The following is a 21,145-nucleotide window of genomic DNA, read 5'->3' on the forward strand; positions in this document are numbered from 1 at the left end:
CCTATATAAATGTTAGTTTCAAGGATATCATTTTTGATTAGTTTAATTGCAATTATCGTGGCTATATGGGCTCAATATGAGTTATTTGTTGGATACCAAGGCATCAGTGCTAAAACAAGGGCGCTCTATGGCATTACCCATCTAATGTATTATAAATACGCAAGTATAGGAATCGTAGGGGTACTTCTCTCTATAATTTCTATTTTCAAAAAAGAAAAGCTAAAAATAGTCCTCCTTACCTTGGGCATGGCTATTTTATCAATTTTACTATTGATATTAGACGTCTGGAAATTGTTTTCATGATTAAAATCATAATCTCATTGTACTAACCGTTCTGTATATTTGTAATGATATCTATAAAAGCACTTAAAGTGAACAAAACCATTAAAAATTTACATTTAGGGGTATCTGCAACTATTGTTTTTGGAGTAGCTCTAATCTACGGCTTCAATCCAAATAGGATCTTGCCTTTGTTTTTTGATTTTACAGTCGATAATTTAGAGTTAAAAAATATTTTTAGAGCTGTAATGGGACTTTACATAGGATTTGCCATATACTGGATCATTGGAATTAGAAAATCTGAATATTGGAAAAACGCAACCATTAGTAACGTTATCTTTATGGGAGGGTTAGTGTTTGGAAGATTATTAAGTACAATTCTAGATGGCGTTTCAATTCAATTCACTTTTGCCTTAATACTAGAATTAATCGGTATGATATGGGGGATATATAACCTAAAAAAAGTATCCTACTCCTAATTATGTGTATAAAGTTTCATTGACTTTTTAGTAACATTTCCTCTCCTCGTTACATATACTTATTACAAATAATACATTATCAAAAAAAGAAAAAATGGGGAGATGGATGAAATCTTTGGATAAAAAGGGTAACGTAATCGATGAAGTAACACCTCACCTACTCATGTATTGCACCAGATTTTTACCAAAAAACACTAGAAAAGAATTTCCAATAATCGACAATCTAGAATTACATGCAACAAAGTGGAAGACTGAACTTCAAATCTTTAAAGATGGATCCCTTTTCCAATTAAATGAAGAACTCATAAGAATTAGAAAGTTAGCAAACATGGAAGAATTTATCGATGGGGTTGACAATAATAGGTTTTTAAAACATTGGAAAGGTGATGACACAAACGTCTATGAATTTTATAAATATCTGGATGCTATTCAAAATGTTCTTCAAAAGGCAATCACTCAAAAACTCGAAGTGAGAATCTATTTGTAAAAAATCAATATTTGAAAAAATAGTATCCCTAGCTATATTTATCTTTGGTAGTATAATGAAATAATACACTTATATCGATATGAACAACAAATTCTACATAGAAACACCAGTGTATAAATCTCACAAATTAAACAAAGAGCATAACAAAAGTGTTTTTTATAAAATGGAATGTTATCAACCCACAGGCTCTTTTAAGATTAGAGGTATGGAAGAATTATGTCGCTTTCATATCAATAATGGAAAAAGAGACTTTATAGCGTCTTCTGGAGGTAATGCTGGGTATTCACTAGGGTATATTGGACAAAAAATGGGAGTAGATATTACGGTAATTGTTCCTAAAACAACTTCTCAGTTTATGATCAATAAGATGACAAACCTAGGAACTCAGGTCGAAGTCTATGGCGATGTATGGGATGAAGCTCATCAATATGCATTAAAAATTTCTGAAGAAAGAGGTGCCGTCTACGTTTCCCCCTTTGATGATCCTCTACTCTGGAAAGGTCACTCTACTCTAATCGATGAATGTGCAAAACAGATACCACAACCAGATAAAATTATTGTTTCTGTAGGTGGTGGTGGACTACTATGTGGCGTACTCCAAGGAATCAAAAGAAATGGGTGGCACGAAACTACAGTCATAACAACAGAAACAATTGGCGCGGCATCATTTTACAAGAGCTACCAGGCTAAAGAAATTGTAGAATTAGATGAAATAAAGACTATTGCTACTAGTCTGGGAGCAAAAAAAGTAGCAGAAAAATCATTACAACTAGCTTATGATCTTAATGTAACCCCTTTTATGATGAGTGACAACGAAGCCATAAGAGCTTCTCTTGATTTTTTAGACGAATATAACGTTTGGGTAGAACCAGCCTGCGGAGCAGCAATTTCTGTTCCTTACTTTTATCCCCAAATGATCAAAGAAGACGAAACAGCTCTAGTAATTGTTTGTGGTGGTGTAAATATACCTATCAAAAACATAACCCATCAAGCTCCAAACAACTAATACACATATAAATCATACTTAAAACTATGTTCACATCAGAAATAAAAAGTAAAACAGGAGAAGATATATCCATCTTAGTAAAACTTGATAATCACCCTTGGAGTTATATTTGTGAATGTGGAGATGCTAGTAATCTAACCATAAAAGAAATCCAAAATACCAATGCCATATTTATAAGTCATACACATATTGATCATTTTATAAACTTTGATACCGTGATAAGGCATCAGGTAGGAATCCAAAGAAGAGTCACTATATGCGGTCCAAAAGGTATTGCCAATCAGGTACAATCCAAAATAAAAGGATATACATGGAATCTCGTAGACAAAGATGCTATCACCTACGAAATAAGAGAAGTTTTATCTGATGATAAAATTGTTGTCTATGAAATAGAACCTCCTGTTTGGGAATTAAAAGAAATTTGTACACTTAGTGGCAATACAATATTTGAAGAAAAATCTTTTGTAGTCACTTCTACCCTTCTTGATCACAAAACCCCAACACTAGCTTACAAGTTTAAAGAAAATAGTACTACAAAAATCGATATTGCCTCAAGCGGATTCTCTGGTGGCAAATGGGTTAAAGAACTTAAAGATGCTTTTGAAAATAATCTAGACAATCAAATCATAACTATAGAAAATAAAGAATACCCTGCCCAAGAACTGTTTCATTTATTACACATACAAAAAGGAGATACGCTAGGTATTATTCTAGATCACTCTGCTAATACAGAGAACCATTTGAAAATCAAAGAGCATTTCTCTAATACTAGGAAAGTTTTTATAGAAAGTTTTTATAAAGACGAAGACAAAGAGCTGGCAGTTATACATTATCATAGCTATGCATCAATGTCTGCAAAAGTAATGAAAGATTCAAGTGTAAAAGAAGCCATTCCTGTGCATTTCTCTAGAAAATATAACGAAAATGAGATCGAAGAATTAATTACTGAATTTAATCTGGCACTAAACTCTTCTAATGTTTAAGAAAAACTTCTGTCATTAAAAAGTAAAAAATACGACTTAAAAAACTTAAAAGAGAATCATGCTAATAGTAAATAAGCTTAACAACAACACAGAGGTTCCATTACTTGAGGTAAATATCCTATTCTTATTGGCAGGGAATATTTCTATCCAAACCAATACTTCTGAATATCAAGTAGACAAAAAATCATATTTCTATTATGATCAAAAATTTAGGATCACGAGTTCATCTCCATATCTAAATGGCTTTATCATTTCACTTTCTAAAGAGTTCTTGAATAAAAACCCTGAAGTGTACAATCATCTTTCTCAGATACCAGAATACTTCAAAATATTCAAAATAAATGATCCCAGTACTGTAAAAACATTAATTGAAACCTTACATAAAGATAGCCAATCCGCTCCCGAGCTCACCTCTAATTACCTCAACCTTATTTTACTAAAATTAAAATCTACAAATGAGATTGAAAACACAAATACCTCTCCCCTTTTTAATCAATTTGTTGATTTGATACAAGACAACATCGAGAATAATTATTGTGCAGGTACTTATGCAAAAATGCTCGATATTCCATTAAAAAAACTAATTAAAGAAGTAAGACATAATACCGACAAAACGCCTTGCAATATTATCACAGAGCAAGTAATTGACAAAGCAAAAGAATTACTCACCACTACCAACAACTCTAGCAAAATGATTGCATATCAACTTGGGTTTCAAGAGCCGTACTACTTCATTAAATATTTTAAAAAAAATGTTGGTATCACTCCAACACAATATCGAAAGGAATATTAACTCAAAAACAGTACATAAATAGGTTATCAAAAGGGAAAAATTTACATCTTTTCATCTTTTATTACATTTTTAAAAACTGTCAACCTCTCCATATTTGCCGCAACAAACAATGCAAAGACCGAAATATGGATTTAATAGAAGAATTACGAGCAAAAAAAAATGCTTCTGCACAAAATATTCCTACAGAAAAATGGAATATTATGATGAATAGCACTCAACAATTAATCAAAGAACATTTATCTAAAAAAGCGTTAAAAGAAGGAGATAAAATGATTGACTTTACTTTACCAAATGCTGTTGGAGGTATAATCACTTTATCAGAAAAATTGGAAAAAGGGAGCGTTATCATTTCATTTTACCGAGGAGGATGGTGCCCCTATTGCAATATGGAGCTAAGAGCGTTACAAGAGATACTGCCCCAGATAAAAAAATCAGGAGCTTCCTTACTGGCAATCTCTCCAGAAACTCCTGATCACTCTCTAAATACTTCAGAAAAAAACAACCTACAATTTGATGTACTAAGTGATGTTGATAATAGTATCTCCAAAAAAATTGGATTGGTATTCAAAATACCAAAAAACTTAAGAGAAGTATATCATTCATTTAATATCGATGTGCCAAAACACAATGGCAATAGTGACTATGAGCTTCCTATGCCTGCTACCTTTGTGATTAACAAAAACGGTATGATTACATATGCCTTTGTACCAGAAGATTATACAGAACGAGCTGACCCAAAAAAAATACTCGAATTGATATAATAAATAATGCCTCAATAAGATAATATAGCAGAAAAGAATTTAGTCCTTTTCTGCTATATTTGTTTAAGCCGAAATCGGGATACAACAATCTTTGTTATTTGTATACAATTCATCTCTATCAAACTATTTGAAAAACATGAGTCAATCAGTACTTTATCAAAACTATCAAGAACTATCCCTTCTTACTATACTAATAATTGTGAACAACCTGCTAACAAGTTCAAGGAGTTAATAGAAATATTAGAAAAAGATAGCGTCAAAATTGAAAATTAATAAACAAATAAGAGCACTGTACCAACCCATACAGCCGACAATAAAACGAGCTGATAAAAAGGTAACCTATCAAGAATTTATACCTAATACTTTTTTACAAGAATACATTTATTGCTATTGGCAGTTAAAAACAACAGAAAAGCTATCCAGCCAATTTAATTACAAAGTAGTATCTGATGGATGCATCGATATTCTATTCGAAATCAATACGCCTCAAGAAAGCTTTGTAGCAGGTTTTTGTAAAAAATATACCGAATTCCTACTTAACAACGAGTTTAATTATGTAGGTGTTAGGTTTTTGCCAACGATGTTTACTCAGATTTTTAACATCGATGCCTCAGATCTAAGCAACATGTTTCAAAACCTAGATGATTTTGTTCCCAAAACATCACAATTCATCAAAGATCATTTTCATCATGAATTAACAACAAATGAGATCAAAAATATATTTGATCAGTATTTTACTCAATTGATTACTAAAGTTGATTTCAATAATGACAATAGGTTATATAATGCTGTACATATTATCCTAAAAAACCAAGGAGTTTTACATGTTGTAAATGATATCGATGTTGGAGTTAGTCCCAGACAATTACAACGCTTGTTTAAATTCTATATAGGAGACACCCCTAAAACATTCAGCAAGGTTGTTCAGTTTCAGAACATTTTAAAAGCGAAACCAACAACGCAGAGCCTACAACAAAACAAGTTATTTTATGATATCGGTTATTACGACCAATCTCATTTTATCAAAGATTTTAAAAACTTTTATGGCGTAACCCCTTCAAAAGCGTTTACAAGATAATTATGTCCGTTTTTTACTATCTCAACTTCCCATACTGTGATAATTTTGAATCATATCATAAATCAAAAAATCATGAGATTATCACTTGTCACTGTTACCCTTTTTCTGGTAACACAAGCGTTTTCGCAAAACAGTAGTACTAACTTTCAAAATCTAAAAACTATGAAACTCAATGCCGGAATTATCACTGAAAAATTAAATGAAACCAAAGAATTTTACACCAACGTATTGGACTTTACTGTTGTTTTTGAAAATGAATTCTACCTGCTAATGCAAACCCCTAATCAACAGGCACAAATTAGTTTCTTACTTCCAAATCACCCAACTCAAAAGCCAATTTTCCAAAAACCCTTTAGCAACCAAGGGGTATACCTGACTATCGAGGTCGAAAATGTTGACACAATCTATACTAAATTAAAAAACAAAAAAGTGCCCATAGAAATTGACATACAAAATGAAGCATGGGGAGATCGACATTTTGCCATTGTTGACCCTAATGGTATAGGAATAGATATTGTAACCTATACTAAACCTGAAAATGACTAACAACCCTAAATTAAAAAAAATAAAACTCAAAAAAGACCTTAACCCGTTTTTTGAATAGTTATATGTACCTTAGTTATTTATAAACTACAACAGTTAATTAAGCAATCTCAAAACGTTTAAGATTTCTTAAGGTATTTATAACTATTAAAAAGAGCCAATGAAAAACATAGCTTTTGTTATCACATGCATACTTCTCATCTCTTGTTCCAATAAATACGAGACAGCAATTAACTCAATAGAGGATTATCCTATAATTCCAAAACCAAAAAAACTGACAATAGCTCAAGGTCGTTTTTTGCTAAGCTCTAATACCAAAATAATAGGAGAAAGTAGCTTAGCCAAAGAAGCTCAATATCTCTCTAAGATGTTAAACACAACTTTAAGCCTTGATCTTGTTATAGCCTCTTCAGACCACCCTACCAAAGCAAATATTATACTCTCTATAGACCCTGCTATTGAACATCCAGAAGGCTATACTTTATCCATAAAACATGATAACATCCTTATTTCAGGAAAAACGAGTACTGGTGTTTTTTATGGTATTCAATCTTTACTACAACTGTTACCCGTAGGAATTAATACTAAAGAAGAGCTCACAATTCCAGCGGTAAAAATTGTAGATAGCCCTCGATATGCTTACAGAGGAATGCATCTGGATGTAGGACGTCATTTTTTCCCAATGTCGTCTATCAAGAAGTATCTCGATATGATTGCTATGCATAAAATGAATACATTCCATTGGCATTTAACTGAAGATCAAGGGTGGAGAATAGAAATTAAAAAATATCCCAAATTAACCGAAGTAGGAGGCTTTAGAAAAGGAACCGCTATTGGTCTAGCCGGTACCAGAAATGCTCCATATACTTACGATAACATTCCTTATGGAGGTTTTTATACTCAGGAAGAAATAAAAGAGGTAGTTACCTATGCAAAGCAAAGGCATATTACTGTAATACCAGAGATAGAGCTTCCGGGACATTCATTGGCTGCATTAGCTGCTTATCCTCAATTTGGTAATACAGAAGGTCCGTACGAAGTGGCAAAAAGGTGGGGTATTTTTAATGAAATATATGCCCCAACAGAAGAAACATTTGCATTCTTAGAAGATATACTTACCGAAGTAATGGAACTTTTCCCAAGCAAGTATATTCATATTGGCGGTGACGAAGTGTTAAAAAAAGAATGGGAAGAAAGTGCCTATGCACAAGAGCTTATAAAAAGAGAGAAACTCAAAGATGAGCATGGGTTACAGAGCTATTTTATTAGGCGCATTGAAAAATTTCTAAACGCTAACGGTCGAAATATTATCGGCTGGGATGAAATCCTCGAAGGAGGGCTAGCTCCAAATGCTACAGTAATGTCCTGGCGTGGTGTCAAAGGAGGTATCGCTGCTGCCAAACAACACCACTCTGTGATCATGACACCAGGAACTCATTGCTACTTTGATTATTACCAGGTAGAAGAAGAAAAACAAAAAAATGAACCTATTACTGGAAGTAAAAGGCATACCACTGTAGAAAAAGTATATTCTTATGAACCAACTCCATCTATATTATCAATAAAAGAGAGTAAATACATACTAGGTGCCCAAGGAAATGTATGGACAGAATATATGCCAACCTGGGATTTGGTAGAATATAACGTATTACCCAGAATGACAGCACTATCAGAAGTAGTATGGTCATCTAAAGAAACTAGAGACTGGAAAGATTTCTATAAACGTTTACAGTGTATTACAAAAAGGTATGATAAACTAGGATACAATTATGCAAAGCATAGTGTAGAAACAAACCAAACCCCATAAAACATTGATTCTGAAGAAAATTCTTCTTCTTCTATTCAGGCATCTAAACCTGGTATTTTATGTAAACAAAATTTTACAAAAAAATTAACGAAAGTTAAAAGTCTACCCCTATTTTTATTAGCTACTTTCGCGCTAAACCTACTCTCTAAATCTTTAGAGTTGTAGTTAGTTTATAAAGCCTTTCTGAGAATATAGAGTTGAAACAGTATAAAAGACATATAGCACTATTTTTTGCGTTACTTTTTGTAACCACCCAGCTTAGTCATACGCTTCATAACTTTTCTGACACTCATAATCACCACCAGAAGAGATTACTATCAGATATAGGTATTGATGATGATACCGTATCAAAAAACAACGTTTTTTTTGACGACATCTGTGATTGTCTTCTTTGTGAACAACATCAAACTATCAAATTATCGGTAGCCAACCCTTTTAATTTTGAAATAAAAGAAGCTACCAACCTTGCCTATAGACTTGAAGTATATACCTCTCCTCTATTTTCTACGTATTTACTAGAAAATAGCTCTTTGCGGGGACCGCCTGCATCATGTTGATAGTTTAAGTCAGTCGTTATAATTACTTTATCCTTATTATATATTATGTTAGTCAACACTCTATAGTAGTATCATAGTATATATAAACAACTTGTCTTATTCTATTGATTAATCATATATCGTGATTAATAATTTTCTAAAAATCAAACGTATCAGTTGCTACACAGGTGTATTACCTATTTGCAATTGACATCCATTTTCTTTTAAGTTTTTATAATGTATAGGAATATCACCATACCCTTCCTATTGTTATGTTCTGTACTGTTCTGTCAGGAAACGTATAATATTAAGATAAAGGTAATCGATAAATACTCGAGTTTACCCGTATCTGAAGCACATGTAACAATAGGCAATCAACAAGCAGTTACAAATTCGGAAGGAGATTTTTACTTCGATAATATCAAGGCTCAAAAACATAGGTTAACGATTACACATGTAGGATACCAAACATACACAACAGAAATAATAATTCCGACATCCGTTGCAGATTTTATTTATCTAGAGCCTAAGGAATCATTATTAGATGAAGTTGTTATCTCTGGTGATAACGATAAAAAGCTACTCCAAAAAAAATCGCTCTCCACGCTACAAGTAGAAAAAGAATTTCTCGAAGAAAACAGAGAAAATAGCTTAATGCAAACTCTTAAAAAAATACCTGGTGTGAGTGCTATTTCTATTGGCTCCGGGCAATCCAAACCTGTTATCAGAGGACTTGGATTTAATCGTGTGGTGGTAGTCGAAAATGGAATTAAGCATGAAGCACAACAATGGGCTACCGATCATGGCTTAGAGATCGATCAATACAATGTAGAACAGATCGAAATCACTAAAGGTGCTGCTTCATTACTCTATGGTTCTGATGCCATAGCCGGAGTTATCGCCATCACTCCCGGAAAATTACCTGCAAAAAATACACTAACAGGAGAAGCTCACCTTACTACTCGAAGTAACAATGACCTTATAGGAGCCTCTGTTGGGATAAAAAAACGATATACCAACTGGTACTACAAAGCTCGACTTTCACATCAAAATTATGGTGACTATAGAGTGCCAACTGATAAGATTTACTACGAAAACTATGTTTTTGACCTACATAAGAATTACTTGCGTAATACTGCTGGATTTAACTATGATATTAGCTCATCGATAGGATATATATCTGATAATTTTCATACAGAAACTACTTTTAGTAATGTATATGCTAAAAATGGTTTTTTTGCCAACGCCCATGGTCTGGAGGTAAGAACCTCTCGAATAGATTATGATGCTAGCAATAGAGATATCGATTTACCATATCACAAGGTAAACCACTTCAAAGTAATCAACAATTCTAAGATTACTTTACCAAATCACACCCTCACTATCGATGCCGGATATCAAAACAACCATAGAGAAGAACATTCTGAAGCCGTACCTCATGGATATATGCCTACTCCTGAATCCTCACAAGAACGCTTGTTTGTAAAAAACACATATAGCTTAAACGTACAGGACCAAACCTACGCCATAAGTGGTCATAAAATTAAGACTGGTATTAATCTCGAATATCAAAACAACACTATTGGCGGCTGGGGGTTTTTGATCCCAGAATATAATAGATTTACTGCCGGTCTATTTCTCTATGATCAATATGAGATACATAAAAATCTGTATGTAGAAGGAGGACTACGTTATGACTATGGTATTGTAAATACAAAACCCTATTATGAGTGGTTTGATTCTCCTGTAACCGATAGTAATGGAGTCGTTACGCAACAAAGATTACAAAGAGCTAGTGATGAAAATCTAAAATTCGGTAGCTACAGTGCTTCTCTAGGTATTAGTTATTTACAAAAAAAGACATCTTATAAATTAAATATAGGAAAGAGTTTTAGAATCCCCTTGGCTAGCGAATTAGCTTCAGATGGAGTAAACTACCATATGTATAGGTATGAAGAAGGAAGTATTAACCTCAAATCTGAAAATTCATATCAAATAGATGGAGAAATTAATTTTAGTTCCAAAAACCTTGATATCCTAATAAACCCTTTTGTCAACTATTTTGACAACTACATCTACCTTAATCCGATTCCCGAGTATTATGAAACACTTCAAAGGTATAAGTACACGCAAAGTGAAGTATTCAGGTATGGTAGCGAGTTGATGATTACTTACAAAGTAAATACTAATTTTTCTGTTTCTGGTGCTTTAGAATATGTAAAATCAAAACAACTAAGTGGTAGCAAAAAGAATTTCACAATCCCATTTTCACCACCTCTGTCAGCTATTTTTTCGGCAAAATATAACATAAAATCACAATCTTTTTTTAGGGACACCCAACTATTTGCTGATCTCAGGATGACAGCAAAACAAAACGATATAGTACCACCAGAAAGACCCACAGATGGATATTCTTTATTGCATCTGGGAGCACAGACACAAATACCACTTATATCAGAAAAACACCCACTAAAAATACAGTGTAAACTAAACAACATTTTCGACAACAAGGTATACGATCATACTAGTTTTTATAGACTAATACAAGTTCCCGAACCGGGAAGAAACATTTCAATTTCAATAACCCAAAAGTTTTAATTTAAACAACCCAATTATGAAAAACAGATTTCAAGTAGCTATTTTATTTTTCCTCAGTCTCTTTATCATCTCATGTGATAATGATGACGATGCGATCATTTTTGATGAAAACATAAACCAAGTGCGTTTTACAGGTATAGAACTAGGTAATTCTCAATTAGTCTTACCGCAGTCCAATGTAGATATCCATACAGAATTTGATTATGCTGGTACAAGTAAGGTTACCAAGATTTTCTTTGATGTTATACCTTTTGATGTTCCTAATGTAAGAGAAGGTGAAACCGCCTGGGAGTTAACCGATCATCTGGTTCCGGTAGAACGTTATGAAGGGCAACTGAATCCACATATACATTATCATGTATATTTTGACGAAGAAAACAAATATGACCCAAGTATCACTCCGGCAGAAGGGGTTTATAAATTTAAAATCACGGTAGAGCATGAAGACGGTTCTAAAAGTGCTATCACCAAAGAGCTTCACATTATTCAAAAATTTAAAAACATGAAAATTGGTGATAATAATGTAGTAGCATTAGGAACGGACAAGCTTCCTACTTCATATGAATATCTTTCTGGGAATAATACGGTAACAGAAATCAAATATCAATTATGGTTTGAAGAATGGAGAGAGGGTCAAAATGTAGAAGTCGGTAAATGGGACAATATCGAAGTAATACTACCAGAGAACCTTTATAAGGGAATCAAAAACCCGAACATACAATACAATTTTGATTTAATCAAAGGCTCTCCAGCTGGAGGATACTGGTTAAATATTTATGCAAAAGAAAGTGGAGAAAGTGAAGCTGTGAAACTTTCAATTCCTTTTGAAGTAAAATAAAACACTAAAAGAGACTATCTGAAAAAGATGATTTCTCAGATGGTCTCTTATTCTAACTATAAAAAACATACCAATGAAAAAAATAGCATCAATACTAACGATTACCATTTTTTTGGGTTCTTTTATAAGCTGTTCTAGTGATAATGATGAAACAGATACAGAAAAACCAACCATTAGCGTAAACTACAATGAAGGGTTTCCTAAATCCTGCACGGTACTAAAAAAAGGAAGTCAGTATACTATCAGGGTAAAAACATCAGATAATGTAGCTCTTGCTTCGTATGCTATAGATATACATCATAATTTTGATCACCATACTCATGACGATCAAGGATCGCAATGTGTACTAGGAGCTATTAAGACTCCAGAAACCCCAATGATTTTTATGGAGAGCTATCCCATAAATGGAGATACGCAACAGTTCGAAATTAAACAAACTATAGCTATCCCTGACCATATCGATTCTGGAGATTATCACTGTCAGATTTCTGTAATTGATGCCACAGGATGGCAAAGCAGAACATCAATAGATATTAAGATTGAATAAAGTATATTCGGAGGAGAATACCCAACTAACAGATATAAAGATTTATCTGTTTACAAGGTTCTTGTATATTTATACTCTTATATGGAATCATCTTAAAAATGGAAAATATCCCCATAAGAAATATTAATGCTTCTCAAGAAAAACTAAAGCTCGCGGACAACTTTAGCATACGAAACCTCCGAGATTTGTTTGAAGGAAAAGATATGGTTCAAAAACTGCATAAGCATAGTTTTTTTTATGTATTGGTTTTAAAAAAGGGAAAGGGTGATCATCAGATAGACTTTACGCCATATACCATTGATGATCATTCTATTTTCTTCATGCGTCCAGGTCAGGTGCATCAGCTTAATCTTAAGCTAGGTAGCGCAGGTTTTTTAATGGCTTTTACTACTGATTTTTATCGAGATAAAGAATCAAATCAATACTTGCGCAAAGCCAGTAACACCAACTTTTATCAATTTGATCAATATAGTTTTAATAAGATTTATTCGGTATTTCAATATATGTTTCAGGAATATACCGATAAAAATAAAGGGTATGAAGAAGTCATCAAATCTAATTTGAACATTCTTTTTATCGAACTTAATAGACTACAGCATGAAAATCCTTTATCCGATGGCGTATCATATACGCAGCAGCGCCTGGAAGACTTTTTAGAACTTCTAAATTCTCATATTTTTAGTCATAAACAGGTTTCGTACTATGCAGATATGTTGAATCTTTCGCCATATCAACTTAACGCAATTACCAAAACATCTTTAGGAAAAACATGCTCAGAACTTATCAATGGCTATATTATTCTAGAGTCCAAAAGATACCTTCTTGCTACTTCAAATCAAGTAACACAAATAGCATATCATCTGGGATATCAGGATGTTTCCTATTTCATTAGGTTTTTTAAAAGACAAACGGGGTTCTCTCCAGAGGTCTTTAGACAGAACTTTAAATAAGTCCTGTCTAATTCTGTTTTTATCCTGTCTTATTGAGATTGTTTGGCACTACATTTATGGCTAAATAATGAATTATATATTAATGTAAAATAAACAACAACTATGAATCAAAAATGGGATGACAGATACAAAGAACAAGGCTTTGCATATGGCAAAGATCCTAATGTGTTTTTTAAAGAATGGCTGCCTAAATTTAACCCCGGATCTATAGTAATGCCTGCCGATGGTGAGGGGCGTAATGGAGTTTTTGCAGCGCAATCCGGTTGGAAAGTAACCTCTTTTGACCTCAGTATAGAAGGCAAATCAAAAGCATTACATCTTGCCAAAGAAAGTAATGTTACTCTTGATTATATTGTTGGAAACTTGAACGAATTACAATTTGAAAAAGAAACATTCGATGCTATCGGAATGATATATGCCCATTTTTTGGCTGAACACAAGTCTTCCTTTCATAAGAAATTAGATACTTTTCTTAAACCTGGAGGTATCATTATTTTCGAAGCTTTTAGTAAAAGTCATTTGCCTTACAAAAAAGCCAATCCCAAAGTCGGAGGACCAAGAGACATCAACGAATTATATTCTAAAGAAGAAATAACAGAAGATTTTAAAAATTATGAAGTACTACATTTAGAGGAAGAAGAAATTCTCTTAAATGAAGGCAAATATCATATAGGAAAAGGTGCTGTAATTAGATTTGTGGGAAGAAAACAGTAATGCCATTTATGCTTTGGGTTCACTCAATAAGAAAATCACCTTTTCTTGCTTATGTAAACAAGAGCATTTTATATCAATCTGTTAGTATTACTGACCCGCGCGCAGGGTTGAGGTTTCAGCGCTCCGCTGAAGTCTTTTCCTGATGCGCTGACGTACTTTACCTCTGCGGGGACGACTGCCCTATATGCCGATGGTCAATAGTAATAGTGCGAGGAAGCATCTCACTAGTACGGGGAAAGCTCTTTTTGTACCGATGGTCGATATTTACTATGCAGGGGCAGTGTACAACCCAGTAAAACCTTTTGACTTTAAGTAACATTACGAAAAGAGAGTTGTATTGTAGTAAATTCAAAATATAGATTATCGTATCAAGAATATATAGTATAAACTATTGAGACTTATTAATCATCAGTATTACAAGCTGTTATTGTTAAGGAATTGTAATCAAAGTAAATATTACTTTACGGTGGTACATCTGAATATTCTGGATTGTAAATGACATGTCTCATAGCACCATATCACAACTACAAAAAATTAATAAGCCCAACTATATTATCTGGATCAATTGAAGATTACAGGGAAATCAGAAAAAACAGGTCGGGTTACAATCTGCTCTTTGAATAAGTTTGCTATTTTCAAATTATAAAATAATAACGGAATCTGAAAATACTAAAAACTATAGTTAATATAGATCTACGTTCTCCACAATTAAAATAAAATAATGGAAAAGCACATTAAAACACTTTTGCTCATAATTATTGCCCTATTTAACTTAGTAGTTACCTTTGGTCAAGATCAAGGAAGAATAGTTGAGCCAATCAACAATGGTTGGAAATTTGCTAAAATTTCGAACGGAGAAATGGATGCTAGTGTAACTTCTTGGGATGATGTCTCCCTACCTCATACATGGAACGATAAGGACATGCAACTAAGTAAAGATTTTTATGAAGGTTATGCTCTATACAAGAACACATTCAATGTGCCTCAAGAATGGGAGAACAAAAGAATATTTATACGTTTTGAAGGAGTTGGGCAGGTAGCAGAATTGTATATTAATGATAGATTTTTGGGAAAACATGAAGGTTCCTTTGCTGCTTTTGTCTTTGACCTGTCTTATGACTTGAAATTTGGAACTGAAAATAAAATTGTAGTCAGAGTAAATAATATTGCATCCAAAAAAATTATTCCTACAGACCACTTTCTTTTTGGTATTTATGGAGGAATCTACAGACCCGCATCACTTATCGTTACGAATAAAACTAACATCACCGCAAGTGACTATGCCTCTTCGGGAATATATATTACGCAAAGAAATGTTTCAAAGGAAAGGGCTGATATAAAAATCACGACAAAGATTGAGAGTATCGGAGGTAAATTTTCTAATATAATATTGGAGAGTGCTATTTACAATATTGAAGGGAAGAAAGTTGCACAAGATCATCTTAAAATCAAGATGACACCGCAAGGGAGGAGAACTTTTTCGCAACAACTCGAATTATCCAACCCGCATTTATGGCATGGAAAAAAAGACCCTTACTTGTACAAAGTGGTCGTTTCGTTAAAAGATAAAAATTCAGATATTATAGATCAAGTAATTCAACCTTTAGGGGTTAGAAAATTTGAAATAAAACCTGGCGGTTTTTATCTGAATGATGAAAAGTATAACATGTATGGAGTATGTAGGCATCAAGATTGGCTTGGCTATGGAAATGCACTCAACAATTGGCAGCATGATAAAGATTTAGAGATTATGGGAGAAATGGGAGTTACCACAATAAGGCTAGCCCACTATCAGCAATCAGAATATTTTTATAGTAAATGTGATAGTTTGGGATTTGTAATATCCGTGGAGATCCCTTTTATAAACAAAACTACAGGAGAAGAAGGTGATAATTCCAAATTACAAATGGAAGAATTGATAAAGCAAAATTTTAACCACCCATCTATATATGCTTGGGGGCTTCATAATGAAATATATTCGAATTCTCGAAAACTATTTACCAGAGGAGCCGACTATGGGACGGTTTTAACAAGAGATCTTAATGAAATTGCAAAACAATTGAATCCCGACCGACCAACTATCGCTGTTGATAATGGGGGCATGGAACGCCCAATCAATAAAACTGCCGACATACAAGGTTTTAATCGATATTTAGGTTGGTATGGTGGTCATATGGGAGACATGAAAAATTGGATAACTGATTATAAAAAAAAATATCCTGAATATGCAGTTATTTTGTCTGAATATGGAGCGGGGGCAAATATGGATCACCAAGTTGAAACGATTCCTGAATATGTAGACCCAGCTGGTCAATTTTTTCCAGAATCTTATGCAACAAGGTTTCATGAAACACAATGGGGAGACATTTCCAGTCAAGACTACTTAGTTGCATCATATGTTTGGAATATGTTTGATTTTGGATTACCGCTTTGGGTCAGAGGTAATGTTCCTGCAAGAAATCACAAAGGGCTTGTAAGCTTTGACAGGAAAGACAAAAAAGACTCTTTCTATTGGTACAAAGCCAATTGGAATCCAAAACCTATGGTATATATATCAGACAGAAGAGTAACAGAGAGAACTAAAAACCTTACGGATATTCATGTATATTGCAATACCTCTGTACCAATTTTAACTGTAAACGGAGTAAAACATAAGGACTTTATCCAAGGAAAAACGGATGTTCATTATATTTTTAAAAACGTAAAATTATCACAAGGCATAAATAAAATAATTGCTGCTGCAGATGGGGAAGTAAAAGATGAAGTACTTTGGTCCCTCAAATAGTAGTATATTTTTTGCAATCATAAACCAATTGCGTTATAGTAAAAAACTGTCGAGAACAACACATAAAACATCAAATATCACTACAACAATTAGAGGTAGCTCATACTTTATGAGTCAAACAAGTGCTGAAACACTGAGATTTACAGTACATAACACTTCAATTGTTGAGAGATTGAATATTGTACTAAATTATGTTGATTTGATATGGATGTATTCTTTATCGAATGGAAAATTGACATTTCCAAATTTGACAAGAATCACGACAATAAGAATTACTGGAAGTAAATTGGTAAAAAGAAAAAATAAAATATCTAATTTAACAAATCGATTAGAAAGAACTACGGTCAGCGGGTAATAAGCTATAACAGTGATTGAATGTAAAAATGATAAAAAAATGAAAAAGATTTTTCTAATAGTATTGATTTCTATTTTTTACATAAAAAGTTACAGCCAGGCTAAAACTATTCATGTCTTTGTAGCTTTATGTGATAATCAGTTTCAAGGAATTGTTCCGGTACCCAAAAAAATTGGAAACGGTAAAGATCCAGTACATAATTTATATTGGGGAGCAGGATACGGAGTAAAGTCCTTTTTTAAAATAAAAACAAAGGATTGGATATTTATTAAACAATTAAAAACATCTAATACCTATATTCTGGATAGAATATTGTTTAAACATGCTACTAAAGAAATCTATTTACTTGCCGATGCCTATGATGGTGAGCACATAAAATCTTGCACAGAAGATTTTTTGAAGGCATCAAACACCCAAAACCCGTTAACAATAAACGAAAATTCTAAAGAGTTAAATTTTGGTGGAGATGCTGATCTATTAGCATATATTGGTCATGATGGATTAATGGATTTTAATGTAAATATTACCTATAAAGAAGTCAAAAAAATCAAAAGAGACGTCATAGTTTTGGCTTGTTATAGTAGAGATTACTTTTCTCCAGAAATTAAAAACGCTAATGCTAATCCAATCTTATGGACCACCCACTTAATGGCTCCTGAAGCCTATACTCTAAAAGCCGCTATAGATGGTTGGATACGTAATGAAACCGGGAAACAAATTGATGAAAGAGCAGCTCAAACCTATAATAAATATCAAAAATGTGGAATAAAAGGTGCTAGAAACCTGTTTACAACTGGATTTAAAAATTAGATTTGCACTTCTGAATTGTTACAAAAAGCGTAAACATGAATAGTATCGATTGGTTAGGTTTTGTAGGGGTTTTTCAAATACTTCTCGCCTACTTCCTAAATGTAGTTGGAAAAATTTCTAATAAAAGCCTGTCTTTTATAATACTTAACTTTGTAGGAGCAGCAATGGCATGCTTAGCCTCTATTTTATTAAATTATATTCCTTTTATAATCCTGGAAGGAGCATGGACAATCGTATCATTGATCTCATTGATTACTTATAAAAAACAAAAAAATGACTGGAGAAACTAATATATCAACACTTATAAAAGATATGACCCCAGTATTAAACTCTGGAGAATATGTATTTGCTACGCTAAAAGATATAAGCAAAATTGATAGGAATGATACCATCTGCGAATTCAAGGAAAAAGAAGGAACTACTATTGTTATCAAAAAAGAAAAAGCTGATGAATTAGGACTAACCTATGACTATATCTCATCATGGATTACACTAATGATCCACTCCTCTTTAGAAGCAGTTGGATTAACCGCCTTATTCTCTACAACACTAGCCCAACATAATATTAGTTGTAATGTTATCGCCGGGTATTATCATGATCACATCTTTGTAGACTGTAAAGATGCAAACAAAGCAATAAAAGTTTTGAACGAATTATCTAAAAACTATAAGTAAAGAAACATTGTACCAATACCATTTTTGAATTTTGTAACTATGGTTCCTTAAATTAAAAAACCTACACTACCAGGAGAAGTAATGTAGGCTTTCGTCCGCCTAACCACTAGGCCAAAGCACATTAAACTAAGCTTTAGATTTTGCTATGAATTAAAACACATTGTACTTTGTTATCTTTATAGTCATAAATTCTTTCTAATCTTTTTTTGATGGTGTCTTTTCGTTATCATTTTCTTCATCATCTTCTAATTCATCAATAATAAAATCATAGGTAATCGATGTTTCTGGATTGCCAGTTGTATCATCAAATTCAATTTCAAACCAAGTCATAATTCAGTTAAGTTTAGATTAATATTTCATTACTGTCCCGCTCACATTTAGCATAGCCTGCCGCCAAACGATATAGCGGTCTAAGTTTATTAGGATTTCTTAATAACTAACATCATTGTCTTTTGATAATATTGGCGTATACAACTTTAATAGCTTCATCATCTTTCCAATAAAAGTAATCTGTATCATAACTTTATCATATAGTGATTTCTATTTTTGTTGATACTCAAAAAACAAATAACATGACCCAATTGAATATCTATTTTGATTATATCAAATTTCTGAATAAGATTTTAAAAAAAATATTTCATGCTATTTCGTTTCTTCAAAGTCCCGGTCACAATAACGGAATAGGTCTTATGATAAAGGTTAATAATCTCTAACAAAAAAAGAGCAATACTATATGCTATTAGAGAAATAACGTTATTTTCGTATCTCTAAATCATTATGGTAAATCCACCTAAAATATGAGTTTTAAAATGAACAATATCGTACTTCCCTTTTTCTTGTTTTTAAATTTTGCTAACCTAGCATATAGTCAGGAAAACGATATAAAATTTCAAATAGGAGAAAGAAAAAGTATTACCTCAACAATTTTACAGGAGGAACGAGAATTTCAAGTTTATTTACCACCTAGTTATTTTTTTAATACTAAAGGAAATTTCCCTGTTGTTTATGTAATGGATGGAGATTATAATTTTCATTATGACACAGGTCTTATCGAACTATTGTCTAGTGTAAGTGGTAAAATACCTGAAATGATCGTTGTAGGTATTTCTGATAAAGGAAAAACAAAATACAGAAAGAACTGTACTCCGGATTATATTCCTAAAAGAGAAGGTAATGCCTCTAATTTTATGTTATTTATTGAAAACGAGCTTAAGCCTTATATCCATAAAAACTTTAGAGCCTCAGATTACAAAATTCTTATAGGTCATTCGATAGGAGGCTTATTTGTAGCTAATTATTTTTTACAAAATCCAACGGCTTTTGATTCGTACATAGCCATAGATCCAGCATTGTGGCCAGGGAATTACGAAATAATGAACCAAGCAGATACAATCCTTAAAGATAAAAAGAAGTTAGATTCAAATCTTTTTATTTCACTTGCAGATACCAAGCAAATGGGTGTACGACAATTTGTTGGCATCCTAGATAAGTATTTTCCTAATGGAGATAGGTGGAATTTTATGCATTTTGAAAATGAAAATCATAATTCTGTAGGATTGATGACCATTAAAGAATCATTGGAATCTATTTTTGAAAATTGGGAGATCACTAGAAGTGACTTTTATAGTTTTAAAAGTGCGCAACAAATCATTGATCATTATAGCCAATTATCAAATGATTTTTCTAGCTCATTTACTATCCCTTCGTATTTTTTAGGGAATGCTATATACTACTATTATAACCATAAAAAAGAAGATGACCTGGCAATCCTTGAGTCAGAGATTAAAAGTAAGCTTCCGGGATCTATAGATGAGTTCTACCTTCAAATGGCATTAAATCATTTTGAAAATGAACAATACGACAAAGCCCTAGAAATTTACACTAATCGAATCACCGATAACCCCCTCTCATTTTCTTCTTATGAAGGAAAATCCAAAATTTACTTAAAACAGGGTCAATTAGAAAAAGCACTTGAAATGAGTAAAACATCAATTAAGATTGCAAAGAAATGCCATGTAAGACAATGGATGATGAATGAGTTATACTCTAATTTAGACACCATCAAATCAAAAATAGAAAAACAATAGTTTTTTAATCTATAGCTAATCTATTTACTTATCA

At 32.8% G+C, this 21,145-nt stretch carries 22 protein-coding genes; 21 read left to right on the forward strand and 1 reads right to left on the reverse strand.

From position 1 onward, the window contains the following. Nucleotides 1-9: 9 nt before the first annotated feature. The 20 genes from C1X07_RS23655 (at nucleotide 10) to C1X07_RS23755 (ending at nucleotide 19,024) form a co-directional block, all read left to right on the forward strand. Nucleotides 10-303 (forward strand): hypothetical protein, encoded by a 294-nt coding sequence (locus tag C1X07_RS23655; RefSeq protein WP_128755387.1) that lies wholly within the window; start codon nucleotides 10-12, stop codon nucleotides 301-303. A 68-nt stretch (nucleotides 304-371) separates the two neighbouring features. Continuing rightward, nucleotides 372-758, forward strand: a complete 387-nt coding sequence (locus C1X07_RS23660) for a DUF4345 domain-containing protein (RefSeq protein WP_103072595.1) — start codon at nucleotides 372-374, stop codon at nucleotides 756-758. Nucleotides 759-852: 94 nt separating this feature from the next. Continuing rightward, the gene (locus C1X07_RS23665) at nucleotides 853-1,245 is read left to right on the forward strand and encodes a hypothetical protein (RefSeq protein WP_103072532.1); all 393 of its coding nucleotides are present in this window, start codon (nucleotides 853-855) and stop codon (nucleotides 1,243-1,245) included. A 79-nt stretch (nucleotides 1,246-1,324) separates the two neighbouring features. Further along, nucleotides 1,325-2,251 carry a pyridoxal-phosphate dependent enzyme gene (locus C1X07_RS23670; protein ID WP_103072533.1) on the forward strand — a complete coding sequence of 309 codons (927 nt, stop codon included), beginning with the start codon at nucleotides 1,325-1,327 and terminating at the stop codon, nucleotides 2,249-2,251. 26 nt (nucleotides 2,252-2,277) lie between these two features. Continuing rightward, complete coding sequence (locus C1X07_RS23675; RefSeq protein WP_103072534.1) at nucleotides 2,278-3,234, forward strand: MBL fold metallo-hydrolase; 957 nt, start codon at nucleotides 2,278-2,280, stop codon at nucleotides 3,232-3,234. A 58-nt stretch (nucleotides 3,235-3,292) separates the two neighbouring features. Continuing rightward, nucleotides 3,293-4,027 (forward strand): helix-turn-helix domain-containing protein, encoded by a 735-nt coding sequence (locus C1X07_RS23680; protein ID WP_103072535.1) that lies wholly within the window; start codon nucleotides 3,293-3,295, stop codon nucleotides 4,025-4,027. A 125-nt stretch (nucleotides 4,028-4,152) separates the two neighbouring features. Then, on the forward strand, nucleotides 4,153-4,788 hold the full coding sequence (locus C1X07_RS23685; RefSeq protein WP_103072536.1) for a peroxiredoxin-like family protein: 636 nt from the start codon (nucleotides 4,153-4,155) through the stop codon (nucleotides 4,786-4,788). Between the two features lie 262 nt (nucleotides 4,789-5,050). Beyond that, a complete protein-coding gene (locus C1X07_RS23690; RefSeq protein WP_206604274.1) occupies nucleotides 5,051-5,866 on the forward strand; it encodes an AraC family transcriptional regulator in 816 nt (271 codons plus the stop codon). 162 nt (nucleotides 5,867-6,028) lie between these two features. Continuing rightward, the gene (locus C1X07_RS23695; RefSeq protein WP_103072597.1) at nucleotides 6,029-6,412 is read left to right on the forward strand and encodes a VOC family protein; all 384 of its coding nucleotides are present in this window, start codon (nucleotides 6,029-6,031) and stop codon (nucleotides 6,410-6,412) included. Nucleotides 6,413-6,569: 157 nt separating this feature from the next. Next, complete coding sequence (locus C1X07_RS23700) at nucleotides 6,570-8,216, forward strand: beta-N-acetylhexosaminidase (RefSeq protein ID WP_103072537.1); 1,647 nt, start codon at nucleotides 6,570-6,572, stop codon at nucleotides 8,214-8,216. 197 nt (nucleotides 8,217-8,413) lie between these two features. After that, entirely contained in the window at nucleotides 8,414-8,773 is a 360-nt protein-coding gene (locus tag C1X07_RS23705) for a hypothetical protein (protein ID WP_103072538.1), read from the forward strand. Between the two features lie 216 nt (nucleotides 8,774-8,989). Beyond that, nucleotides 8,990-11,350, forward strand: a complete 2,361-nt coding sequence (locus tag C1X07_RS23710; protein ID WP_103072539.1) for a TonB-dependent receptor — start codon at nucleotides 8,990-8,992, stop codon at nucleotides 11,348-11,350. A gap of 16 nt (nucleotides 11,351-11,366) precedes the next feature. Next, nucleotides 11,367-12,188 (forward strand): hypothetical protein, encoded by an 822-nt coding sequence (locus C1X07_RS23715; RefSeq protein WP_103072540.1) that lies wholly within the window; start codon nucleotides 11,367-11,369, stop codon nucleotides 12,186-12,188. Between the two features lie 73 nt (nucleotides 12,189-12,261). Beyond that, a complete protein-coding gene (locus C1X07_RS23720) occupies nucleotides 12,262-12,735 on the forward strand; it encodes a DUF4625 domain-containing protein (protein WP_103072541.1) in 474 nt (157 codons plus the stop codon). 98 nt (nucleotides 12,736-12,833) lie between these two features. Beyond that, nucleotides 12,834-13,685 (forward strand): AraC family transcriptional regulator, encoded by an 852-nt coding sequence (locus tag C1X07_RS23725; RefSeq protein ID WP_103072542.1) that lies wholly within the window; start codon nucleotides 12,834-12,836, stop codon nucleotides 13,683-13,685. Nucleotides 13,686-13,787: 102 nt separating this feature from the next. Next, nucleotides 13,788-14,399, forward strand: a complete 612-nt coding sequence (locus C1X07_RS23730; RefSeq protein ID WP_103072543.1) for a class I SAM-dependent methyltransferase — start codon at nucleotides 13,788-13,790, stop codon at nucleotides 14,397-14,399. Nucleotides 14,400-15,120: 721 nt separating this feature from the next. After that, nucleotides 15,121-17,184, forward strand: coding sequence for a glycoside hydrolase family 2 protein (locus tag C1X07_RS23735; protein WP_103072544.1), 2,064 nt, complete (start codon nucleotides 15,121-15,123; stop codon nucleotides 17,182-17,184). 394 nt (nucleotides 17,185-17,578) lie between these two features. Then, nucleotides 17,579-18,349, forward strand: coding sequence for a hypothetical protein (locus tag C1X07_RS23745; protein ID WP_103072546.1), 771 nt, complete (start codon nucleotides 17,579-17,581; stop codon nucleotides 18,347-18,349). 35 nt (nucleotides 18,350-18,384) lie between these two features. Then, complete coding sequence (locus tag C1X07_RS23750; protein WP_103072547.1) at nucleotides 18,385-18,639, forward strand: CBU_0592 family membrane protein; 255 nt, start codon at nucleotides 18,385-18,387, stop codon at nucleotides 18,637-18,639. Continuing rightward, entirely contained in the window at nucleotides 18,623-19,024 is a 402-nt protein-coding gene (locus C1X07_RS23755; RefSeq protein WP_103072548.1) for an ACT domain-containing protein, read from the forward strand. The genes C1X07_RS23750 and C1X07_RS23755 overlap by 17 nt, the downstream gene beginning before the upstream one ends. 195 nt (nucleotides 19,025-19,219) lie before the next feature. Here the strand turns inward: C1X07_RS23755 and C1X07_RS25430 are convergent, their stop codons facing one another. Then, a complete protein-coding gene (locus C1X07_RS25430; protein WP_262494929.1) occupies nucleotides 19,220-19,354 on the reverse strand; it encodes a hypothetical protein in 135 nt (44 codons plus the stop codon). A 479-nt stretch (nucleotides 19,355-19,833) separates the two neighbouring features. Between C1X07_RS25430 and C1X07_RS23760 the strand changes: the two genes are divergently transcribed. Further along, nucleotides 19,834-21,111, forward strand: coding sequence for an alpha/beta hydrolase-fold protein (locus C1X07_RS23760; protein WP_164914245.1), 1,278 nt, complete (start codon nucleotides 19,834-19,836; stop codon nucleotides 21,109-21,111). Nucleotides 21,112-21,145: the final 34 nt, after the last annotated feature.

The organism is Aquimarina sediminis, assembly GCF_002895435.1.
GTDB lineage: Bacteria > Bacteroidota > Bacteroidia > Flavobacteriales > Flavobacteriaceae > Aquimarina > Aquimarina sediminis.

Coding starts and splice junctions, on each gene's coding strand:
- C1X07_RS23655 (WP_128755387.1), top strand. CDS start 10: ATGTTAGTTTCAAGGATATCATTTTTGATTAGTTTAATTGCAATTATC.
- C1X07_RS23665 (WP_103072532.1), top strand. CDS start 853: ATGGGGAGATGGATGAAATCTTTGGATAAAAAGGGTAACGTAATCGAT.
- C1X07_RS23670 (WP_103072533.1), top strand. CDS start 1,325: ATGAACAACAAATTCTACATAGAAACACCAGTGTATAAATCTCACAAA.
- C1X07_RS23675 (WP_103072534.1), top strand. CDS start 2,278: ATGTTCACATCAGAAATAAAAAGTAAAACAGGAGAAGATATATCCATC.
- C1X07_RS23680 (WP_103072535.1), top strand. CDS start 3,293: ATGCTAATAGTAAATAAGCTTAACAACAACACAGAGGTTCCATTACTT.
- C1X07_RS23685 (WP_103072536.1), top strand. CDS start 4,153: ATGGATTTAATAGAAGAATTACGAGCAAAAAAAAATGCTTCTGCACAA.
- C1X07_RS23695 (WP_103072597.1), top strand. CDS start 6,029: ATGAAACTCAATGCCGGAATTATCACTGAAAAATTAAATGAAACCAAA.
- C1X07_RS23700 (WP_103072537.1), top strand. CDS start 6,570: ATGAAAAACATAGCTTTTGTTATCACATGCATACTTCTCATCTCTTGT.
- C1X07_RS23710 (WP_103072539.1), top strand. CDS start 8,990: ATGTATAGGAATATCACCATACCCTTCCTATTGTTATGTTCTGTACTG.
- C1X07_RS23715 (WP_103072540.1), top strand. CDS start 11,367: ATGAAAAACAGATTTCAAGTAGCTATTTTATTTTTCCTCAGTCTCTTT.
- C1X07_RS23720 (WP_103072541.1), top strand. CDS start 12,262: ATGAAAAAAATAGCATCAATACTAACGATTACCATTTTTTTGGGTTCT.
- C1X07_RS23725 (WP_103072542.1), top strand. CDS start 12,834: ATGGAAAATATCCCCATAAGAAATATTAATGCTTCTCAAGAAAAACTA.
- C1X07_RS23730 (WP_103072543.1), top strand. CDS start 13,788: ATGAATCAAAAATGGGATGACAGATACAAAGAACAAGGCTTTGCATAT.
- C1X07_RS23735 (WP_103072544.1), top strand. CDS start 15,121: ATGGAAAAGCACATTAAAACACTTTTGCTCATAATTATTGCCCTATTT.
- C1X07_RS23745 (WP_103072546.1), top strand. CDS start 17,579: ATGAAAAAGATTTTTCTAATAGTATTGATTTCTATTTTTTACATAAAA.
- C1X07_RS23750 (WP_103072547.1), top strand. CDS start 18,385: ATGAATAGTATCGATTGGTTAGGTTTTGTAGGGGTTTTTCAAATACTT.
- C1X07_RS23755 (WP_103072548.1), top strand. CDS start 18,623: ATGACTGGAGAAACTAATATATCAACACTTATAAAAGATATGACCCCA.
- C1X07_RS25430 (WP_262494929.1), bottom strand. CDS start 19,354: ATGACTTGGTTTGAAATTGAATTTGATGATACAACTGGCAATCCAGAA.
- C1X07_RS23760 (WP_164914245.1), top strand. CDS start 19,834: ATGAACAATATCGTACTTCCCTTTTTCTTGTTTTTAAATTTTGCTAAC.